General features: G+C 70.6%; 13 protein-coding genes. 9 read left to right on the forward strand and 4 right to left on the reverse strand.

What is annotated here, in order from left to right:
• Nucleotides 1–14: 14 nt before the first annotated feature.
• From IEY95_RS28675 to IEY95_RS28685, 3 genes are all read left to right on the forward strand, one after another.
• Nucleotides 15–1,442: an NAD(P)/FAD-dependent oxidoreductase gene (locus IEY95_RS28675; protein WP_189189040.1), complete on the forward strand. Its 1,428-nt coding sequence runs from the start codon at nt 15–17 to the stop codon at nt 1,440–1,442.
• Between the two features lie 277 nt (nt 1,443–1,719).
• Nucleotides 1,720–1,860 (forward strand): hypothetical protein, encoded by a 141-nt coding sequence (locus tag IEY95_RS28680; protein ID WP_189189041.1) that lies wholly within the window; start codon nt 1,720–1,722, stop codon nt 1,858–1,860.
• A 96-nt stretch (nt 1,861–1,956) separates the two neighbouring features.
• Nucleotides 1,957–3,771, forward strand: coding sequence for a chitinase (locus tag IEY95_RS28685; RefSeq protein ID WP_189189042.1), 1,815 nt, complete (start codon nt 1,957–1,959; stop codon nt 3,769–3,771).
• Nucleotides 3,772–3,800: 29 nt separating this feature from the next.
• On the opposite strand, the gene IEY95_RS28690 is transcribed toward IEY95_RS28685, so the two are convergent.
• From IEY95_RS28690 to gabT, 3 genes are all read right to left on the reverse strand, one after another.
• Nucleotides 3,801–3,959 (reverse strand): hypothetical protein, encoded by a 159-nt coding sequence (locus IEY95_RS28690; protein WP_189189043.1) that lies wholly within the window; start codon nt 3,957–3,959, stop codon nt 3,801–3,803.
• A gap of 37 nt (nt 3,960–3,996) precedes the next feature.
• Entirely contained in the window at nt 3,997–4,794 is a 798-nt protein-coding gene (locus tag IEY95_RS28695) for a phosphatase PAP2 family protein (protein ID WP_373294562.1), read from the reverse strand.
• Between the two features lie 200 nt (nt 4,795–4,994).
• Nucleotides 4,995–6,329 carry a 4-aminobutyrate--2-oxoglutarate transaminase gene (gene gabT / locus IEY95_RS28700; RefSeq protein ID WP_189189045.1) on the reverse strand — a complete coding sequence of 445 codons (1,335 nt, stop codon included), beginning with the start codon at nt 6,327–6,329 and terminating at the stop codon, nt 4,995–4,997.
• 371 nt (nt 6,330–6,700) lie between these two features.
• Here gabT and IEY95_RS28705 point away from each other — a divergent pair, with 371 nt between their 5' ends.
• From IEY95_RS28705 to IEY95_RS28715, 3 genes are all read left to right on the forward strand, one after another.
• Nucleotides 6,701–8,848 carry an ATP-binding protein gene (locus IEY95_RS28705; RefSeq protein ID WP_189189046.1) on the forward strand — a complete coding sequence of 716 codons (2,148 nt, stop codon included), beginning with the start codon at nt 6,701–6,703 and terminating at the stop codon, nt 8,846–8,848.
• Between the two features lie 142 nt (nt 8,849–8,990).
• Nucleotides 8,991–10,658: a PucR family transcriptional regulator gene (locus tag IEY95_RS28710; protein WP_189189047.1), complete on the forward strand. Its 1,668-nt coding sequence runs from the start codon at nt 8,991–8,993 to the stop codon at nt 10,656–10,658.
• Between the two features lie 288 nt (nt 10,659–10,946).
• Nucleotides 10,947–12,392, forward strand: coding sequence for an aldehyde dehydrogenase family protein (locus tag IEY95_RS28715; RefSeq protein ID WP_189189048.1), 1,446 nt, complete (start codon nt 10,947–10,949; stop codon nt 12,390–12,392).
• Between the two features lie 178 nt (nt 12,393–12,570).
• Here IEY95_RS28715 and IEY95_RS28720 read toward each other — a convergent pair whose 3' ends face one another.
• Nucleotides 12,571–15,420, reverse strand: a complete 2,850-nt coding sequence (locus IEY95_RS28720; RefSeq protein ID WP_189189049.1) for a glycoside hydrolase family 3 C-terminal domain-containing protein — start codon at nt 15,418–15,420, stop codon at nt 12,571–12,573.
• A 363-nt stretch (nt 15,421–15,783) separates the two neighbouring features.
• Between IEY95_RS28720 and IEY95_RS28725 the strand changes: the two genes are divergently transcribed.
• The 3 genes from IEY95_RS28725 to IEY95_RS28735 are packed head-to-tail and all read left to right on the forward strand — an operon-like array spanning nt 15,784 to nt 19,465.
• Nucleotides 15,784–17,460 (forward strand): extracellular solute-binding protein, encoded by a 1,677-nt coding sequence (locus tag IEY95_RS28725; RefSeq protein ID WP_189189050.1) that lies wholly within the window; start codon nt 15,784–15,786, stop codon nt 17,458–17,460.
• A 26-nt stretch (nt 17,461–17,486) separates the two neighbouring features.
• Nucleotides 17,487–18,521 carry an ABC transporter permease gene (locus IEY95_RS28730; RefSeq protein WP_189189051.1) on the forward strand — a complete coding sequence of 345 codons (1,035 nt, stop codon included), beginning with the start codon at nt 17,487–17,489 and terminating at the stop codon, nt 18,519–18,521.
• On the forward strand, nt 18,518–19,465 hold the full coding sequence (locus IEY95_RS28735; protein ID WP_189189052.1) for a carbohydrate ABC transporter permease: 948 nt from the start codon (nt 18,518–18,520) through the stop codon (nt 19,463–19,465). Before IEY95_RS28730 ends, IEY95_RS28735 begins: the two co-directional genes overlap by 4 nt.
• Nucleotides 19,466–19,722 lie beyond the last annotated feature (257 nt).

Below are 19,722 nucleotides of genomic sequence, written 5' to 3' on the forward strand. Positions count from 1 at the left end.
AGGGAGTTGAAATCATGGCCCCAAGCGCCATGACACGTGGGAATCATTGGACGAAGTCTCTTTCCGACGTCCAGCCGGTCTCGTACTGGCTGGACGACCCCGGCAAGCCTCACCCCGAGCCCGCGCTCACCGGTGCCGAGACCTGCGATCTGCTGGTCGTCGGCGGCGGCTACAGCGGACTGTGGACCGCGCTGATCGCCAAGGAGCGCGACCCGGGGCGCGACGTGGTCCTGGTCGAAGGACGTGAGGTGGGCTGGGCCGCCTCCGGCCGCAACGGCGGCTTCTGCGCCGCCTCCCTCACCCACGGTCTGGCCAACGGTCTCACCCGATGGCCGGACGAGATCAGGAAGCTGGAGGAGCTGGGCGCCCGCAACCTCGACGAGATCGAGGCGGCCGTCGCCCGCTACTCCCTCGACTGCGACTTCGAGCGCAGCGGCGAGATCGACGTGGCCACCGAGCCGCACCAGGCGGCCGAACTGCGCGCATGGCACGAGGAGCTGGAGCGCGAGGGTCTCGCGGACGGCGTCGAGTTCCTGGACACCGAAGCGGTACGGGAACAAGTCGACTCACCGACATTCCTCGCCGGGCTGCACGACCGCCGCGGCGTCGCCATGCTGCACCCCGCCAAGCTCGCCTGGGGCCTGAAGCGGGCCTGTCTGGAGCTCGGGGTGCGGGTGTACGAGCACACGCCCGCGCTGCGGTTGAAGCCGTACGGCGCCGGCATGGCCGTACGCACTCCGTACGGCTCGATCCGGGCTCGCCGGGTCGCGCTCGGCACGAACATCTTCCCGAACCTGGTCAAGCGGGTCCGCTCGTACACCGTGCCGGTCTACGACTACGCGCTGATGACCGAGCCGCTCACCGCCGACCAGCTGGCGTCCATCGGCTGGAAGAACCGCCAGGGCCTCGGGGATTCGGCGAACCAGTTCCACTACTTCCGGCTCTCCGCGGACAACCGGATCCTGTGGGGCGGCTACGACGCGATCTACTCGTACGGCGGCCGGGTGCGCGCCGAGTACGACGACCGCCCGGAGACGTACGCCAAGCTCGCCGGGCACTTCTTCACCTGCTTCCCGCAGCTGGAGGGGCTCCGCTTCACCCACGCCTGGGGCGGCGCGATCGACACCTGCTCGCGGTTCTCGGCCTTCTTCGGCACGGCCCACCAGGGCAAGGTCGCGTACGCGGCGGGCTATACGGGCCTCGGGGTCGGCGCCACCCGGTTCGGCGCGGACGTGATGCTCGACCTGCTGGCGGGGGAGCGCACGGAGCGCACCGAGCTGGAGATGGCCCGCAAGAAGCCGCTGCCGTTTCCGCCCGAGCCCCTCGCCTGGACCGGCATCGCGCTCACCAAGTGGTCGCTGGCGCGGGCGGACTCGCACGGGGGCCGGCGCAATCTGTGGCTGAAGACGATGGACAAGCTGGGACTCGGCTTCGACAGCTAGGCCTTGGTGCTTCGGCTGTCGGGCCTGGTAGGGGCGTGTCGAAGCGTTCGTGATCACGCGGCGCGCGCCTCGCCCCGGTCGGCGTACGCCCTGCGTGATCACCATGACCCGATTCACTGCCAACAAGTAGCCAGAACCCGCGTAATGCCCGGCCCGGACCTCCCTCTCCCCTGTGACGCGACCAGCGTCGACACGAGAAAGGGAGGTTCCGTCATGACAGGGGCCAAGGCGGCGGTCGAGCGGCCGGCATCCGTAGCTCCGCGGCACCTGGATCGTGGTGCCGTACCCGGGACGGTCGACGGGCGGGGTACGCCGGCTGATCCCGCCGGACGGCTCCGGCGCGCTCACCGATCCGGCGCTGCTGGAACTGGCCATGCACGAGGCGGCGGCGGGTCTCGCGAACGAGGGGGACACATGACGGCCCCGTGATGTGCCAGAGGTCTTGACAAGCGAATTGGTCTGGACCAAGTTGGGCGCGCTCCACCCTCCAATTCCCCCATGCCCGGAGGCACTTGTGGACCGCCACAGACCGCTCTCTCGTCGACGCAGGCTACTTTCCGTGCTCACGGCCGCGGCGCTGGCCGTGCCCGGCATCACCGCGCTGTCGTCGGCCGCCCGTGCGGCCGACGCGGACCTCGCGAAGAACGGCGGGTTCGAGTCGGGCCTGGACAACTGGACCTGTACGGCGGGCAGCACCGTCAATTCCCCGGTACGGACCGGTAGTTCGGCGTTGCGCGCGACCCCGGCCGGCAACGACTACGCGCAGTGCTCCCAGACGGTGACCGTCAAACCCGACTCCCAGTACACCCTCTCCGGTTATGTCCGGGGCAGCTACGTCTACCTCGGCGCGAGCGGCACCGGCACCACCGACGTCTCCACCTGGACCCAGTCGGCGACCGACTGGCAGCAGCTCACCACCACCTTCCGCACGGGCGCGTCGACCACCAAGGTCACGATCTACACGCACGGCTGGTACGGCACCGGCACCTACTACGCCGACGACCTCTCCCTGGTCGGCCCCGGCGTCGACGCGGGTCAGCCGCCGGCCGCGCCCACCGGGCTGACGGTCGGCACCGTCACGTCCTCGACCGTCGCCCTGTCCTGGTCCGCGGTGACCGGCGCCACGGGTTACTCCGTCTACCGCGACGGCGTCAAAGTCCAGACGGCCGACGGCCCTTCGACGACCGTGAGCGGACTGTCCCCCTCGACGGCGTACTCCTTCCAGGTCGCCGCCACCAACGACGCGGGCGAGTCGGCGAAGTCGGCGACGGTGACCGCGACGACGTCGGCGGGCTCGGGCGGAGGCTCCTCGGACCTCCCCACCCATGCCCTCGTCGGCTACCTCCACGCGAGCTTCGCGAACGGCGCCGGTTACACCCGGATGGCCGACGTCCCCGACAGTTGGGACGTCATCGACCTGGCCTTCGGTGAACCGACCTCCACCACCTCCGGCGACATCCGCTTCACCCGCTGCCCGGTCACCGAGTGCCCCACGGCCGAGAGCGACGCCGACTTCAAGGCGGCGATCAAGGCGAAGCAGGCGGCGGGCAAGAAGGTCCTGATCTCGATCGGCGGTCAGAACGGGCAGGTCCAGCTGACGACGACGGCGGCGAGGGACGCCTTCGTGTCGTCCGTCTCGAAGATCATCGACACCTACGGGCTGGACGGCCTGGACATCGACTTCGAGGGCCACTCGCTCTCGCTGGACGCGAGCGACACCAACTTCAAGAGCCCGACCACGCCGGTGATCGTCAACCTCATCTCGGCGCTGAAGACCCTGAAGGCCAAGTACGGCTCGAAGTTCGTCCTGAGCATGGCCCCGGAGACCTTCTTCGTCCAACTCGGCTACCAGTACTACGGCACGGGCAAATGGGGCGGCCAGGACCCGCGCGCCGGCGCCTACCTCCCCGTCATCCACGCCCTCCGCGACGACCTGACCCTCCTGCATGTCCAGGACTACAACTCCGGTTCGATCACGGGCCTCGACAACCAGTACCACTCCATGGGCGGCGCGGACTTCCACATCGCCATGACCGACATGCTCCTGACCGGCTTCCCGGTCGCCGGCGACGCGAACAACGTCTTCCCGCCCCTGCGCCCCGACCAGATCGCCATCGGCATGCCGGCCTCGACGAACGCCGGCAACGGCTACGTATCACCGACGGAGGTGAACAAGACCCTCGACTGCCTCACCAAGAAGACCAACTGCGGCTCGTACGCCACCCACGGCACCTGGCCGGCCCTGCGCGGCCTGATGACGTGGTCGATCAACTGGGACCGGTACGGGAGCTGGGAGTTCTCGAAGAACTTCGACGGGTACTTCGGCTGAGGCGTCAGCCCAGCACTGCCCCTGAGGCGTCAGCCCAGCACTGCCCCGAGCACCTGCGCGAGCGTCACCGTCCGCTCGGCGCTCCCTGGAGCGCCGGGCATCGACGGCAGATCCAGCGACACCGACCGCACCCGAGCCGACGTGGCGCTGTCCCACCGGCGTACGGCGAGCTGCTGCTCGTCCGTCATCGCGCCTCCCGCGCCCCGCTCGCCGGTCCGCGAACGGTCAACCCTCCGCCGCTCCTCGACGGTGGCGCGCGACGACCAGCAGCATCAGCTGAAGCAGGATCAGGGACAGGCACCAACTGGCCGCCACATCCAGCGGCCAGTGGTAGCCGCGGCGGATCAGGCCGAAGGCGACGAGGGCGTTGAGGGTGAGGCAGGTGACGACCAGCCCGCGGCGGGCCGAGGGGGTGCGCAGCCAGGGGAGGAGGAGCAGGGCCCCGGCGCCGTACGCGATGACGGCGGTGGCGGTGTGGCCCGAGGGGTAGAAGCCCGTGCCAGGGCCCATCACCGGCGGGCCGGGGCGGGCCACGGCCTCCTTCAGGGGCACGATCACCGCCGGTACGGCGGCCATCAGCACCGCCGCCGCGGTGGACGGCAACCACCAGCGGTCCGTACCGGCCCGGCGGGCGCGGACGGCCGTGTACACGAGGACGACGGCGAGGATCGGGACGGCGACCGTGATGTTGCCGAGGTCGGCCAGGAGTTCCGAGAGGCGGTCCGGGTGCACCAGGGAGCCGCTGAGGTGTTCGTCCGCGCGGGCGAGGGGGCCGTGGGCCGCGACCTGCCAGGTGATCAGCGCGAGGAGGAGGGCCGGGAGGCCGAGGAGGAAGGTCGGCCGCCCCGGAACAGGGGGGGTAGTTCCGAGGCGGCCGTCCTGATCGGAATGCCGCGCGCCCCGGGGGGTTTGGGGCGGGCGACTGTCCGATCGGTGAGGAGAACCGGAGCCGGAAGCTCCGGGTGTGTGCGCGAGGGCACGACCAGGGCGAAGCTGGGGAGGCCTCGACCCGGTGTCACCCACAGTCCCCTGTGGGCGGGGTGTATCTCTCATCTGGGTAAGAACCTACGGCAGGGGGTGCGGCTCCGACAGACGGAATCGCGTCCCGTCATGCACCTCGCACACGTTCTTCACACGCTCTGACGTCGGTCGCCCCGGCACCGGAATCAAGCGGAATCGCCGTGGGCGGTCGGCCGGATCGCGGTACTGGGGCGGGTGGGGCGTCAGATGCGAGTGAAGGCCTGCTCGATGATGTCGAGACCCTCGTTCAGGAGGTCCTCGCCGATGACCAGCGGGGGCAGGAAGCGGAGGACGTTGCCGTAGGTGCCACAGGTCAGGACCATCAGGCCCTCCTGGTGGCAGGCCTTGGCCAGCGCGGCGGTCGCCTCGGGGTTCGGCTCCTTGGTGGCGCGGTCCTTGACCAGCTCGATGGCGATCATGGCGCCACGGCCACGCACGTCACCGATGATGTCGAACTTCTCGGCCATCGAGCCCAGTCGGGCCTTCATGATCGCCTCGATGTGCTTCGCCTTGGCGTTGAGGTCGAGCTCCTTCATGGTCTCGATCGCGCCGAGCGCGCCCGCACAGGCCACCGGGTTGCCGCCGTAGGTGCCGCCCAGGCCGCCCGCGTGCGCGGCGTCCATGATCTCGGCGCGGCCGGTGACGGCGGCGAGCGGCAGACCGCCCGCGATGCCCTTGGCCGTGGTGATCAGGTCCGGGACGATGCCCTCGTCCTCGCAGGCGAACCACTGGCCGGTGCGGCAGAAGCCGGACTGGATCTCGTCCGCGACGAAGACGATGCCGTTGTCCTTGGCGAACTTGCTGATGGCCGGAAGGAAGCCCTTGGCGGGCTCGATGAAGCCGCCCTCGCCGAGCACCGGCTCGATGATGATCGCCGCGACGTTGTCGGCGCCGATCTGCTTGTTGATCATGTCGATGGCCTGGGCGGACGCCTCGGCGCCGGCGTTCTCCGGGCCGGTCAGCCAGCGGTAGCCGTACGCCACCGGCACGCGGTAGACCTCGGGCGCGAACGGGCCGAAGCCGTTCTTGTACGGCATGTTCTTGGAGGTCAGCGCCATCGTCAGGTTCGTACGGCCGTGGTAGCCGTGGTCGAAGACGACGACGGCCTGGCGCTTGGTGTACGCACGCGCGATCTTGACGGCGTTCTCGACGGCCTCGGCGCCGGAGTTGAAGAGCGCGGACTTCTTGGCGTGGTCACCCGGCGTGAGCTCGGCCAGCGCCTCGGCGACGGCCACGTAGCCCTCGTACGGCGTGACCATGAAACAGGTGTGGGTGAAGTCCTGGAGCTGGGCGGAGGCGCGGCGTACGACGGCCTCGGCGCTCGCGCCGACGCTGGTCACGGCGATGCCGGAGCCGAAGTCGATCAGCCGGTTCCCGTCGACGTCCTCGATGATGCCGCCGCCGGCGCGCGCGGTGAAGACAGGGAGCACCGAGCCCACACCGGCCGCGACCGCGGCGGTACGGCGGGCCTGCAGCTCCTGCGACTTCGGGCCGGGGATGGCGGTGACGACGCGGCGCTCCTGCGGAAGTGCGGTCATGAGGGGCTCCCTGATGATCTTGCGAACCGGAGGGTTCCGGCGAGCCGGTTGTTCCGGCAGGCCGGGGGTTCCGGGCGGGGTGTTTTTCGGACGCTTTCTTCTTTCTTCGCAGGCTAGGGCCGGGGATGGGGGGTGGGCATGCTCCATGTGGGCGTTGTCGAGGGATTCGCTTGTCCGTGGTGGACATAGAACGGCGGAGATGCGGTCGTCTCGGTTCGTCCCGGTCCGCCGTCTCGGTTCGTCCCGGTCCGCCGCACGTCGGGCCGTACGAACGCCCGGGGCCCGGCCGGGTAAACAGTGAACTCGCCCCGCAGGGGCACTAGATTGACTCGCGGACGACGCACGGAGCGGCTGGTCAGGGGGCAAGGGCGATGGACAGCGACGGGACCCAGGACGCACGGGGCACGCATGCCGATTCTGTGCCGCGTCCGGCGGGGCCGCCCGATGTGCCGGTGACGCCGCCGGAGGTACCTGCCGCGCCGCCACGGCCCGCGCGGGCCCCGGGGGTGCCGCCCTTGCCGGACGGGTCCGCCTTCCTCGCGTGGGTGCGGGCGCCCAGGCCGGAGGCGGCGCCCGGGGTGTGGCGGTTCGGGCATCGGCCACGCCCCCAGGAGGAGCCGGAGCAGATTCCGGCGCGGCAGCTGCTGAGCGGGGCCGTGATCGCCTTCCTGGTGGGGTGGCTTATCTGGTCGCTGCTCTGGAACGGGTATCTGGGCGGCTGGTGGGTCCTGCCCCTGGAGCTGTTCACCCCCGACTCCTGGCGGCACAGTGGCGATCGCATCGGAAACGCGTTCCTCTGGTACGGCTACTACACGCTGATCGCCCTTGTCATCATGATCGGCGTGGGCCGGCTCGGCCGATGGGGTGAGGTGTGGCGGCGCTACGGGCTGCCCGCCTGGCAGCGGGCGGCTCCCGCGAGCGAGCGGCTGCCCGAGCCCGAGGAGGACCCCGCCCAGTGGAACCAGCTCCGCGCCGCCGGAGCCGGTGACGCCGCCGAACGGCTCGCCGCCGAGGCCCGCGCCGGGCTGATGCGGGACGTCGACCACGCCCGGATCGCCCGTGCCTGGCAGGGTGTACGCAGCGGGCGGCACAGTCTCGCCACGTTCACGGGGGCGGTGCTGAAGGACGGGGCCGCCGCCTGTCTGCATCCCTCCGGCGACCGCGATCTGCCGGGTCGGCTCGCCCGGCACGACCTCGTGTCCGGGCAGGTACGGCTCGGGACGACCGCCGATGATCCGCGCAATCCGTACGCCTATCGCGGCACCGGACTCGCCCTCGGACCCGATCTGCTGGGTACGTCGCTGCTCGCCGTCGGCCCCGCCGGGTCCGGCAAGACCGGCGGTGTCGTCTGGCCGCTCGCCGAGTCGCTGTGCCTGCACGCGCTCGCCGGGCGGGCCGCGGTCGTCGTGGTGGGTGCCGCGGGCGCCGGGCTCGGGCCCGCCGACGCGTACGACGTCGTCGTACGGATCGGGAATCCCGAGTCCGTGTACGACCTCGACCTGTACGGCGGGACCACCGACCCCGACGAGGCCGCGGCCGTGCTCGCCGAGGCGCTCGTCGGGGATCTCGCCGATCCGCATCCCGGGGGCGACAGCCGCCGCTCGACCACCGTGCTCGCCCAACTGCTGGGGCCCTTCCAGGCCGTCCACGGACGGTTCCCGTCCGTGCCCGAGCTGCGCCGGCTCCTCGACGGCGCCCCCGGACCGCTCGGCGCGCTGCGCAAGGCCCTGGAGGACACCGGGCAGGCGTCGTTGCTGCGAGAACTGGACGCGCGCGAGCGGCAGTTGGGTCACCCCGGTGATGTCGGGGGTGTGCTCGCCGACCGGGTCGCCCTGCTCGACCGGCCCGCGTTCGCGGGGTTCTTCGACACGTCCGGGCAGTCGCGGCCCTTCTCGCTGCGCGCGCTCGACCACCCCGTGCGCGTACGGATCGATCTGCCCGCTCGGGGGCACGCCGACGCCTCGCGGATCCTGGCGCGGCTGGTGCTCGCGCAGTTCACGGCGAGTGTCGCGGTGCGCGAGGACCGGTCGCTGTTCGCCTCTCTGGTGCTCGACGACGCGACGGGGGTCGTCACACCCGACGCCGTACGGGGGATTCAGCGACTGCGGTCCGGCAACGCGGGGGCCGTGCTGACGCTGCGCACGCTCGACGACGTGCCACGGCCGCTGCGCAGCCCGCTGCTGGGCGCGATCGGGTGCCGGATGGCGCTGTCCGGGCTCACTCCCTGGGACGGACAGGACTTCGCCGAGGTCTGGGGCAAGGAGTGGACCGAGGCGCGGGACGTCACCGACCGGCAGATCATCGCCGAGACCCCGGCCGGCAAGGCGGTGCACATGCTGCGGCGGGTGATCACCGGCCACGCGCCGACCGCGCGGGCCGTCACCGTCCGACAGGTCGAGCGGGAGCGCTGGTCCGCGTCCGAACTGGCACACGGGGTGCCCCCGGGGCACGCGGTGCTGTCGCTGACCAATGTGAAGGGGGAGCACGCACCGCCGTTGCTGGTGGATCTGCGGAGCTGAGGGTGAGGTGTGGATCTGACCGGCTGAGCTGGACATATGGACATCAGGGCACATGGTGACCGTACGGTGAGGCAGAATCGACACAGGTCGTTCATACGAAGCGGCCAAAAGATCACAAAGATCACACAGACCTGAAGGCCTCATGCCCCCCACGCTCGCCTCGCTCGTCCACCACTCCGCGCTCAAGCTCACGGTGCGCGCGGGCGAGGACCGCCTGGACGTGCCCGTCCGCTGGGCGCACGCCAGTGAGCTCGCCGACCCCGTGCCGTACATGGAGGGCGGGGAGCTGCTGCTGATCACCGCGCTCCAGCTGGACGCCGAGGACCCCGAGGTCATGCGGCGTTATGTGAAGCGCCTGGTGGGAGCCGGGGTGGTCGGGCTCGGCTTCGCGGTCGGAGTCAACTACGAGGAGATCCCCAAGGCGCTCGTCGACGCGGCGGAGGAGGAGGGGCTGCCGCTCCTCGAAGTCCCCCGGCGTACGCCCTTCCTCGCCATCAGCAAGGCGGTGTCCGCCGCCATCGCGGCGGATCAGTACCGGGCGGTCACCGCCGGGTTCGCCGCGCAGCGCGAGCTGACCAAGCGGGCGCTGAACGACGGACCCGAGGGGCTGCTCGCCGCGCTCGCCGGGCAGGTCGACGGATGGGCGGCGCTGTACGACGCGTCCGGTGAGGTCGTCGCCTCCGCGCCCGAGTGGGCGGGGCGCCGGGCCGCGCGGCTCACGCCCGACGTGGAGCGGCTGCGGGAGCGGCCCGCGCCGGCCAGCTCCGTCGTCGGTGGCGAAGGCCGGGAGGACCGAGTGGAACTGCACTCCCTCGGCGCCGGGCGGCGGCCGCGGGCCGCGCTCGCCGTGGGGACGGCGGCCGCGCTCGGGACCGCCGAGCGGTACGCCGTGCACTCGGCGATCGCCCTGCTGACGCTCACCACGGAACGGTCGCGGTCGCTGCACGCGGCCGAGCAGCGGATCGGAGCGGCCGTGCTGCGCATGCTGCTCGCGGGCCAGCCCGACCACGCCCGGGCCGTCGCCGGGGACCTGTACGGCGCGCTGCTCGACGCGCCCTTCCGGCTGATCCTCGCCGAGTCGGCGTCCGCGTCGGCCGCGCGGGCCCATGCGGACGGTCACGCGCGCGTGACCGCGACGGCGCCCTCGGCCGCCACCGTCGCCGTGCCCGAGACCAACGGCGACCCGCTCGGCGGGCTGGCCGAGGTCGTGGAGTCCGCGGCCGCCCGCTCCGGTGAGTCCGTGCTCGTCGTGCCCGACGGGGAGCGGCTCGTCGTGCTCGCGGTGGACGGGGGTGCGGCGGTCGCCGCGTGCGGGGAGTACGCGGCCGCGCTGGAGGCCGCACGGGCCGCCGTGCGGGAACAGCCCGCCGGGGACGAGGCCGAACTGGTCGTCGGGCTGTCGGCGCCCGCCGGGCCGATCGCGGCGGGCGCCGCCTACAAGCAGGCCGAGCAGGCGTTGTCCGTGGCGCGGCGGCGCGGGCGGTTCCTCGTGGAGCACGAGGAGCTGGCCGCCGGGTCTGTGCTGCCGTTGCTGGCGGATGACGCGGTCCGGGCGTTCGCGGACGGGTTGCTGCGGGCGTTGCACGAGCACGACGCGACCGGGCGGGGGGATCTGGTGGCCTCGCTGCGGGCGTGGTTGTCGCGGCATGGGCAGTGGGATGCGGCGGCTGCGGATCTGGGTGTCCACCGGCACACGTTGCGGTACCGCATGCGGCGGGTCGAGGAGATCCTTGGACGGTCGCTGGATGATCCGGATGTGCGGATGGAGCTTTGGCTGGCGTTGAAGGCCACGGCGGGGACGGGGGAGTAGGCGGGTTTTTCGCCCCCTCCGCCCCTGCCCGTCCCGTACCTGGGGCTGCGCCCCAGACCCCCCAGGGTTGTCTCTTGAGTGCGGGTGCGTGGGGGCTTGTCGCGCAGTTCCCCGCGCCCCTGACGGGGCCGGGAGCCACGAGGGGGCGTCGGGGTACCGTGCCAAAGCGGCGTACCCCCCGCCCCGACTGCTACGACTCGGACAAACGACCCTTCGCCGCCCCGGCCCTACCGTGGAACACGAAAACCCAGAACAACACCCCCAACGCGGAAGGGCCGGGACTCGCACATGACTTCCACCCACGCTTTCTGGCTCGCCGGCCGCCAGGCCACCGGTGAGACCACCTTCGACGTCACCTCCCCGTGGGACGGCCGGGTCGTCGGCAAGGTCAGTGTGCCGACCGAGGCGCAGGTCGAGGAGGCCGTGGCCGCCGCGTACGCGGTGCAGGACGAGTTTGCCGCCACCCCGGCCCACGTACGGGCCGCCGCCCTCGACCACGTGTCGCGCCGCCTCGTCGAGCGCACCGAGGAGATCGCGCAGCTCATCTCCGCCGAGAACGGCAAGCCGATCAAGTGGGCCCGCGGCGAGGTCGGCCGTGCGGTGTCCGTGTTCCGGTTCGCCGCCGAGGAAGCCCGCCGCTTCAACGGGGGCGAGGCGCAGCGCCTGGACACCGACCTGGGTGGTCAGGGGCGGCTCGCGCTGACCCGCCGGTTCCCCAAGGGTGTCGTGCTGGGCATCGCGCCGTTCAACTTCCCGCTGAACCTGTGCGCCCACAAGATCGCCCCGGCCATCGCCGCCGGCGCGCCGATCATCCTGAAGCCCGCGCCCGCGACCCCGCTGTCCGGCCTCATCATCGGCGACCTGCTCGCCGAGACGGAGCTGCCCGCCGGTTCGTGGAGCATCCTGCCCGTCTCCAACGAGCAGATGCCCGCCCTGGTCCAGGACGAGCGGCTGCCCGTCATCTCCTTCACCGGGTCCGAGAAGGTCGGTTACGCGATCATGGACTCGGTGCCGCGCAAGCACTGCACCCTGGAGCTGGGCGGCAACGGCGCGGCCGTCGTGCTCGCCGACTGGGCGAGCGACGAGGACCTGGACTGGGCCGCCACCCGCATCGCGACCTTCTCCAACTACCAGGGCGGCCAGTCCTGCATCTCCGTGCAGCGCGTGATCGCCGACGCGTCCGTGTACGAGCGGCTGCTGCCCCGTATCGTCGCCGCCGTCGAGGCCCAGGTCACCGGTGACCCGTCCGACGACAGGACGGACGTCGGCCCGCTGGTCAGCGAGGACGCCGCCAAGCGCGTGGAGACCTGGGTCGACGAGGCCGTCGGGGCCGGTGCCACGCTCCTCGCCGGTGGCAAGCGCGACGGCGCCTCCTACGCGCCGACCGTCCTCGCCGACGTGCCCGCCGACGTGACCATCTCCTGCGAGGAGGTCTTCGGACCCGTGCTCACCGTGCAGAAGGTGGAGGGGGAGGCCGCCGCCTTCGCCGCCGCCAACGACTCCAAGTACGGGCTCCAGGCCGGTGTGTTCACGCACGACCTGCAGACCGCCTTCCGCGCCCACCGTGCGCTGGAGGTCGGCGGCGTCGTGGTCGGTGACGTGCCGTCCTACCGCGCCGACCAGATGCCCTACGGCGGTGTGAAGCAGTCCGGCGTCGGCCGCGAGGGCGTGAAGTTCGCGATGGACGACTACACCTACGAGCGGGTGCTGGTGCTGACGGGCCTCGCCCTCTGACCGGACCCCACGACGAGCCGACGGCCGGAGCCCGCTGTGCGGGGGCTCCGGCCGTCGGCTTGTGAGGAATCGACGACAGACCTAGCTAACGACAATCATTTTCATGAACTCTCCGGATGAAGGGGCCCGGCACCGATGCCTTCCGGTGCCGGGCCCCTGTGTCAGCCCCTCCGGACCCTCAACCGGAGAAGCCGACGCGCGCGAGCCGCAACGGGCCGCGCAGCCTGATGTGTACGTCGTGCACACCGGCGGCGGCGATCTCGGCGCCGAGGGTGGTGTAGTCGTACGGTCCCTTGGTCGCGCCCAGGGTCAGTACGGCGTTCGACGGGCCCCCGTCCAGGGAGAGTTCCACGCTGCCCTCGCCCGCCGCGTCGACGGTGACCGACGTGACGCCGCCGTCGCCGAAGTCGCAGTGCCGGAAGACGAGTTCGCCCGCCCCGCCGTCCACCGGTGTCACCGCGTCGCCCGTCACCTTCGTACGGTCGACGATGGCGATGTTCCGGTGCTCGTCGAAGTCGGCGGCCCCCAGGTCGCGTTCGCGGACGGGGCGAGGTGCGCCGGGCTCGCCGTCGAGTTCGACCGTCGTACGCAGCCGGACGTCCTCGCTGGATGCCCCGACGAGCATCTCGTACGCGCCCGGCTCCAGGCGCGGGCGGCCGAGCGCCACATCCCAGAACTCGAAGGCGGAGAGCGGGACTTCGAAGCTGAGGTCCGTCGACGCGCCGGGGGCGAGATGGACGCGGCGGTGCGCCGCCAGTTCGCGCCGGGGGCGCGGCACGGACGGGGCGACGGCGCGCGTGTAGAGCTGGGCGACTTCGTCGGCGGCCACGTCGCCGGTGTTGGTGACGGTGAAGGAGACGGCCAACCCTCCCACGCGCTGCCGGACTTGAAGATCCGTGTAGACGAACGGCGCGTACGACAGCCCGTGTCCGAACGGGAACAGGGGCGTGCCCTCGAAGTACAGATACGTCTGGCGGCCACCGATGACGTCGTAGTCGAGAAGACCGGGCAGGTCGTCGTCCGAGGCGTACCAGGTCTGCGGGAGCCGGCCCGCGGGGGAGACGTCGCCGGCGAGCACGCGGGCCAGGGCGGTGCCCGCCGCCTGGCCGCCGTGAGCCGTCCAGAGGACGGCCCGGAGGCCGGCCGGGTCCACCGCGTAGGGGTACGCGGAAACAAGGGCGAGCGCCGTGTTCGGGTTCGCGGCGCGGGCGGCGCGCAGCAGGCGCTCCTGGTGCCCGGGCAGGCGCAGCGTCGTACGGTCCTCCGTCTCGCGGCCGTTGATGTGCGGGTCGTTGCCCGCGACGACGAGGACGACGTCGGCGGCCGCCGCCACGCGGGCCACCGCGTCCTCGCCGCGCTCGGTGAACTCCAGCTCGAAGATTTCGGGGTTCTCGGCGGCAACCTTCACGCCGTCGGCGGCGACGGAGACGTAACCACCCGTCCCCAGATGCTTCAGGAGGTGACCGTTCTCGTGGGTGCCGGAGACCTCCTCGATGCGGAATGTCTCCTGGACGACCCAGCCGCCGGGCTGATCGGCGGAGGCGCGAAGACAGCCGTCCTCGGCGACCGAGAGGTAGCGGCCGTCGGGGGCGCGCAGCGTCAGCACGCCCTGGCCCCAGTCGATCAGGGCGAGCTCGGTGCCGGTGGCGTCGGCGGTCAGCGGGGGCAGGTCGGTGCGGCCCGCGAGGAGCGCCGGGTCCAGCGCGCCCTCGGCGCCGCGCACCTCGTCGGCCGCGTCGTCGACGGCGGGCACCGACAGATACGTACCGCGGGAGGTCCTGAGGCGGACCCGGTCCACGCCCTCGGCGAAGTCCACGCGCTCGGCGCCGAAGCGCTCGTACAGGCCCTCCAGGGGCGTCGAGCGGTGGATGAGCGTGCCGCTGTACCAGTCGAGCTTGCACTCGTCGGCGAGGAGGCCGACGACGGCGACGCGGACGTCGGGGCCCAGCGGCAGCAGCCCGTCGTTCTTGAGGAGCACGATCGCCTGCTCGGCCGCCTCCTGGGCGAGGGCGCGGTGGGCCGGGGTGTCGAAGTCCAGGGTGTCGGCGTGCGGGTCGGACTGCGGGTCGAACTCGCCCAGTCGGAAGCGGATCGCCAGCTGGCGGCGGACCGCCGCCTCGATGTCGGCCTCGCTCAACAGGCCCTGGACCAGCGCCCCCTGGACCCGTTCGACGATCTTCGAACTGTCCGTGCCGTGGTCGGTGAAGCTGTCGACCCCGGCGAGGACCGCGGCCGCGGTCGCCTTCTCGTGGGTGTCGAAGTAGTGCTCGGAGTCGACCAGGTTGGAGGGCGCGCCGGCGTCCGAGCAGACGAGGAGGTCCTGGTCCGTCCAGGCGCGCAGGTGCTCGCGCAGATACGGCGAGACGTGGTTGGGCCGGCCGTTGACCAGGTTGTACGCCGGCATCACACCGGCCACCGCGCCCGCCTCGACCGTCTCGCGGAAGGCGCGCAGGTCGTACTCGTGCAGGACGCGCGGCCGGACCGAGGAGGACGTGGTGTCGCGGTCCGTCTCGTTGTTGTGCGCGAGCCAGTGCTTGAGGACGGGCGCGGTGCGCCAGTAGTCCGGGTGGTCGCCGCGCAGACCCCGCGTGTACGCGGTGGCGATGGCGGAGGTGAGCTTCGGGTCCTCCGAGTAGCCCTCCTCGTTGCGCCCCCAGAGGGGGTGGCGGAGGAGATTGACCGTGGGCGACCAGACGTTGAGGCCGACGCGGTCGTCGCGGGAGCGCATGGCGCGGGTCTCGGCCGACACCGCTTCGCCGATCCGGCGTACCAGGTCGTCGTTCCAGGTCGCGCCCAGGCCCACGGCCTGCGGGAACACAGTCGCCGGGCCCATCCAGGCCACACCGTGCAACGCCTCCTGCCCGGTGCGGAAGGCCCCGACGCCGAGCCGCTCGACGGCGGGCGCGAACTGGTGCAGGAACGCGATCCGTTCGTCGAGTGTGAGCCGTGCCAGCAGGTCGTCGATGCGCTTCGCGAACGGCAGTCGCGGATCGCGGAAAGGCGGCGTAGGCAGCGTTTGTGCGGTCACGTGGTGATCCCTTTGCGATGGAGCGACGGGGCGCCTTCGAAGCGCTTCGATGCTCATTCGACCGAGGGGTGGGTGTCAAGACATCCCGGAGCAACAAGTCGGCTTCCTCACCGTAATTTCAAGTGCCAGACGGAGCAGCTCTGTTACGCGACACCTCCGAGGAATCTTGGAATCGACTCTTGTGCACCCCCATGTGTTCACTTAACCTCGCAGCAACATCGAAGCGCTTCGACTGACGGACTGCCCTCTCCGAGGGCGCAATCCCCCGAGGACCGCTTCAGCTCAGCCAGTTCCACTCAAGACACCGCAGCCGACGGCTCCCCCCGCCGGGTGTCCTGCTGTGCGCCATGAAGGGTTGACGCAATGACGCCGAACTCCGCCACCTCCGCTCCCAGCCGGAGAAGCTTCCTCGCCTCCACGGCGGTCGCCGCCGCGGTCGCCGGAGGGATGCCGCTGCTCGCCGCCTGCGGCGGCGGGAACGACGGCAGCAAGGACGGCACCACCTCCGGGAAGGACGCGCAGAAGATCCTTCCGACCTTCGTGGCGTCGAGCGTCGTCACGCCCGACATTGCGTCGAAGAACGGATCGGCGGCGGGGTTCACCCAGGCGATCGACCTCGACGCGCTGAAGACGTCCGTGCCGAAGAAGCTGGGCAGCGGCAGCGACCTCAAGATCATGTCGCCGTTCTGGGGCAGCCCGCCGGCCAACGACAACGCGTACTACACCGCCATGAACGAGGCCATCGGCGTCAAGGTGACCTGGCAGAACCAGGACGGCAACACCTATGACGAGAAGCTGGGCGCGATCCTCGCCTCCAGTGACATCCCGGACGTGGTGGTCGTCCCGGGCTGGAATCTGAACGGAAAGATACCCAGCGCCATCAACGCCAAGTTCGCGGACCTCGGCCCGTACCTGTCCGGCGACAAGGTCAAGGACTACCCGAACCTGGCGGCCGTACCGACCGACGCCTGGCAGCGCTCCATCTTCGGCGGCCAACTGCGCGCGATCCCGATGCCGGCCTCGTACGTCACGAACATCGCCCCCTTCTACCGCAAGGACATCTTCGCCAAGAAGGGCTACACCCTGCCCAAGACGCCCGACGAGTTCCTGGCGTGGGCGAAGGAGGCCACCGACGCCAAGGCGAAGGTGTGGGCCTGTGACGACCTCAAGTGGACGGCCTTCAATATCTGCGGTGTCCTCAACGGCAGTGACAAGGCGCTGTGGTGGGACCTGCGGGACGGCAAACTGGTCAACCGGATCGAGACCGACGAGTACCTCGAAGCCCTGGAGTGGACGCGCAAGCTGTACGCGGCCGGCGTCGTCCACCCCGACGCCAAGGCCGTCAAGGGCGACGCGTCCAACCGCTTCACCGCCGGCCAGTCCCTCGTCTTCAACGGCGACTTGTCCTACTGGTACGGCTCGACGGCCGAACAGCGCACTCAGAAGGCCGACTTCGAGATGGGCGCGTTCGACATCTTCGGCCCCGACGGCGGTGACCCCACGCTCTGGGCGACCCAGCCCGCCGGCATCTTCACCTTCGTCAGCAAGAAGGCGTCCAAGCAGCAGATCAAGGACTTCCTCGCGCTCGCCGACTACTGCGCCGCGCCGTACGGCACCAAGGAGTACATGCTCACGGTCTACGGCGTCGAGGGCACCGACTACACGCTGAAGAACGGCCTGCCCACCAAGACCACCAAGGGCACCAACGAGGTCAACGGCGCCTACGACTACACCGGGGACCCGGCCGCGTACCTCGCCCACCCCGACCTGCCCGAGATCGCCAAGCTCCAGGTCGAGTGGCAGCAGCGCATGGGGGCCTTCACCAAGAAGTCCTCCTTCTACGGGCTCACCATCACCGAACCCAACCGCTGGACCAACCTCGCCAACGACTTCGAGCAGCTCGAAGACGACATCGTGCGCGGTCGCAAGAAGATCAGCGACATGCAGCAGGCCGTCTCCGACTGGAAGAAGAAGGGCGGCGACGACCTGCGCGCCTGGTACAAGAAGCTGCTTGACGACAACGGCTCCACGGCCAAGTGACCCAGGGCTGAGGCAAGGAGAAGGCCGTGTCCCACAGCACGGTGCCTCGGAGCAGGGCCGAGGCGAAGACGACCGATCAGCAGACGGCCCCGGGGCCCGCCAAGAAGCGCGCGGCCTCGGGAAGGCGTACGGGGAAGATCAGCTTCCGGCTCCGGTTCAGACGCGACCGCACCCTGATCCTGATGACGCTGCCGGCGATCGCGCTGATCCTCGTCTTCACCTACATACCGGTCCTCGGCAACGTGGTCGCCTTCCAGGACTACGACCCGTACCTGAGCGACAACGGCTTCGTCGCCATGTTCGAGAGTCCCTGGGTCGGCTTCGAGAACTTCCAGCGGATCTTCGAGGACTCGGCCTTCTGGCACGCGGTGCAGAACACCTTCGTGCTGTTCTTCCTCCAGCTGGTGCTGTACTTCCCGATCCCGATCCTGCTCGCGCTGCTGATCAACAGCGTGGTCAGGCCCCGGGTCAGGGCGGTCGCCCAGGCGATCATGTACCTCCCGCACTTCTTCTCGTGGGTCCTCGTCGTCACCGTCTTCCAGCAGATCTTCGGCGGCGCGGGCATCATCGCGCAGACCCTGCGGCAACACGGGCACAAGGGCATCGACCTGATGACCGACCCGGGGATCTTCAAGTTCCTGGTGACGGCCGAGGGCGTCTGGAAGGACGCGGGCTGGGGCATCATCGTCTTCCTCGCGGCCCTGTCCTCCGTCTCGAACGACCTGTACGAGGCCGCCGCGATGGACGGCGCCGGGCGCTGGCGGCGGATGTGGCACGTCACGCTGCCCGCGCTGCGTCCGGTGATCGCCCTGCTCCTGGTGCTCCGCGTCGGCGACGCCCTCACCGTCGGCTTCGAGCAACTGCTGCTCCAGCGCGACTCCGTGGGGCCGGGAGCCTCCGAGGTCCTCGACACCTACGTCTGGTGGAACGGCATCCGCAACCAGGACTTCGGTTACGCCGCCGCTGCCGGACTCATCAAGGGCATCGTCGGCCTGGGCCTCGTCCTGACCGCCAACAAGGTCGCCCACCTCATGGGTGAGCAGGGGGTGTACAAGAAATGACCGCCGTCATCGACAAGCCCGCCGCCGACTTCTCCGGCAAGCCGAGCCGGTGGGCCGCGCCGCCCCGGCCGGCCTGGGAGGAGGAGCCGAGCAGGGCGGGCCTCGCGGGCAAGGGCCTCGCCCTCACCCTGGCCGCTCTCGCGATCCTCTTCCCGCTCTGGATCGTCATCGTCACCAGCCTCCAGTCGAGGAAGACCATCGACGCGGCCGGCGGCCTGGTGGTGATCCCCAGGGGCATCACCTTCGTCGCCTACAAGGAACTGCTCACCGGCGGCCAGGTCCAGCGCGCCCCCATGGTCAGCCTGGGCGTGACGCTCGTCGGCACCCTGTTCAGCATGGCCGTCTCGGTCCTGTGCGCGTACGGCCTCTCGCGCATCGGATCGCTCGGGCACCGCTGGCTGCTGATGCTGCTGCTCGCCACGATGTTCTTCGGCGCGGGCCTGATCCCGACCTATCTGCTGGTGCAGGCCCTCGGCCTCACCGACACCTACCTCGCGCTGATCCTGCCCAGTGCGGTGAGCGTCTTCAACATCCTGGTGCTGCGCTCGTTCTTCATGGGGATCTCGCCCGAACTCATCGACAGCGCCCGCATCGACGGTGCGGGCGACTGGCGGATCCTGTGGACGATCGTGATGCCGCTCTCCCGGGCCGTGCTCGCGGTGATCTCGCTCTTCTACGCGGTCGGGTACTGGAGCGCCTGGTTCAACGCCTCCATCTATCTCACCGACCAGGACATGATGCCGCTGCAGAACGTCATGATCCAGCTGGTGCAGAAGCAGGAACGTCCCGTTGGCCTCGCGACCCAGATCAACACCGGTCAGCTGTCGCCGCTCGCCATCCAGATGGCCGTGATGGTCATGGCCCTGCTGCCGGTCGCGATCCTCTCGCCGTTCGTCCAGCGGCACTTCAAGAAGGGCATGCTCACGGGCGCGGTCAAGGGCTGACGTGCGTCGGCCCTCTCTCCCCGGCCCCTCTACTCCGCCGCGGCCGACCCGCTCCTGATCGGCGGTCGGCCGTGGCGGGCCCAGCGATCCGCCCCGTGGGCCCGACGTTCCACTCCATGGGGTCGACCGGAAAACCGGGTCCGTGAACTGCCCGCCGTCCGTGAGCCACGGATCCGTCGTGGCTGGTCGCGCAGTTCCCCGCGCGCCTGACGGGTCCTGCCGTCCACCCCTGTCACAGGGCGCCCCCTCGCTTCTCC

This window comes from Streptomyces albiflavescens (assembly GCF_014645835.1).
GTDB lineage: Bacteria > Actinomycetota > Actinomycetes > Streptomycetales > Streptomycetaceae > Streptomyces > Streptomyces albiflavescens.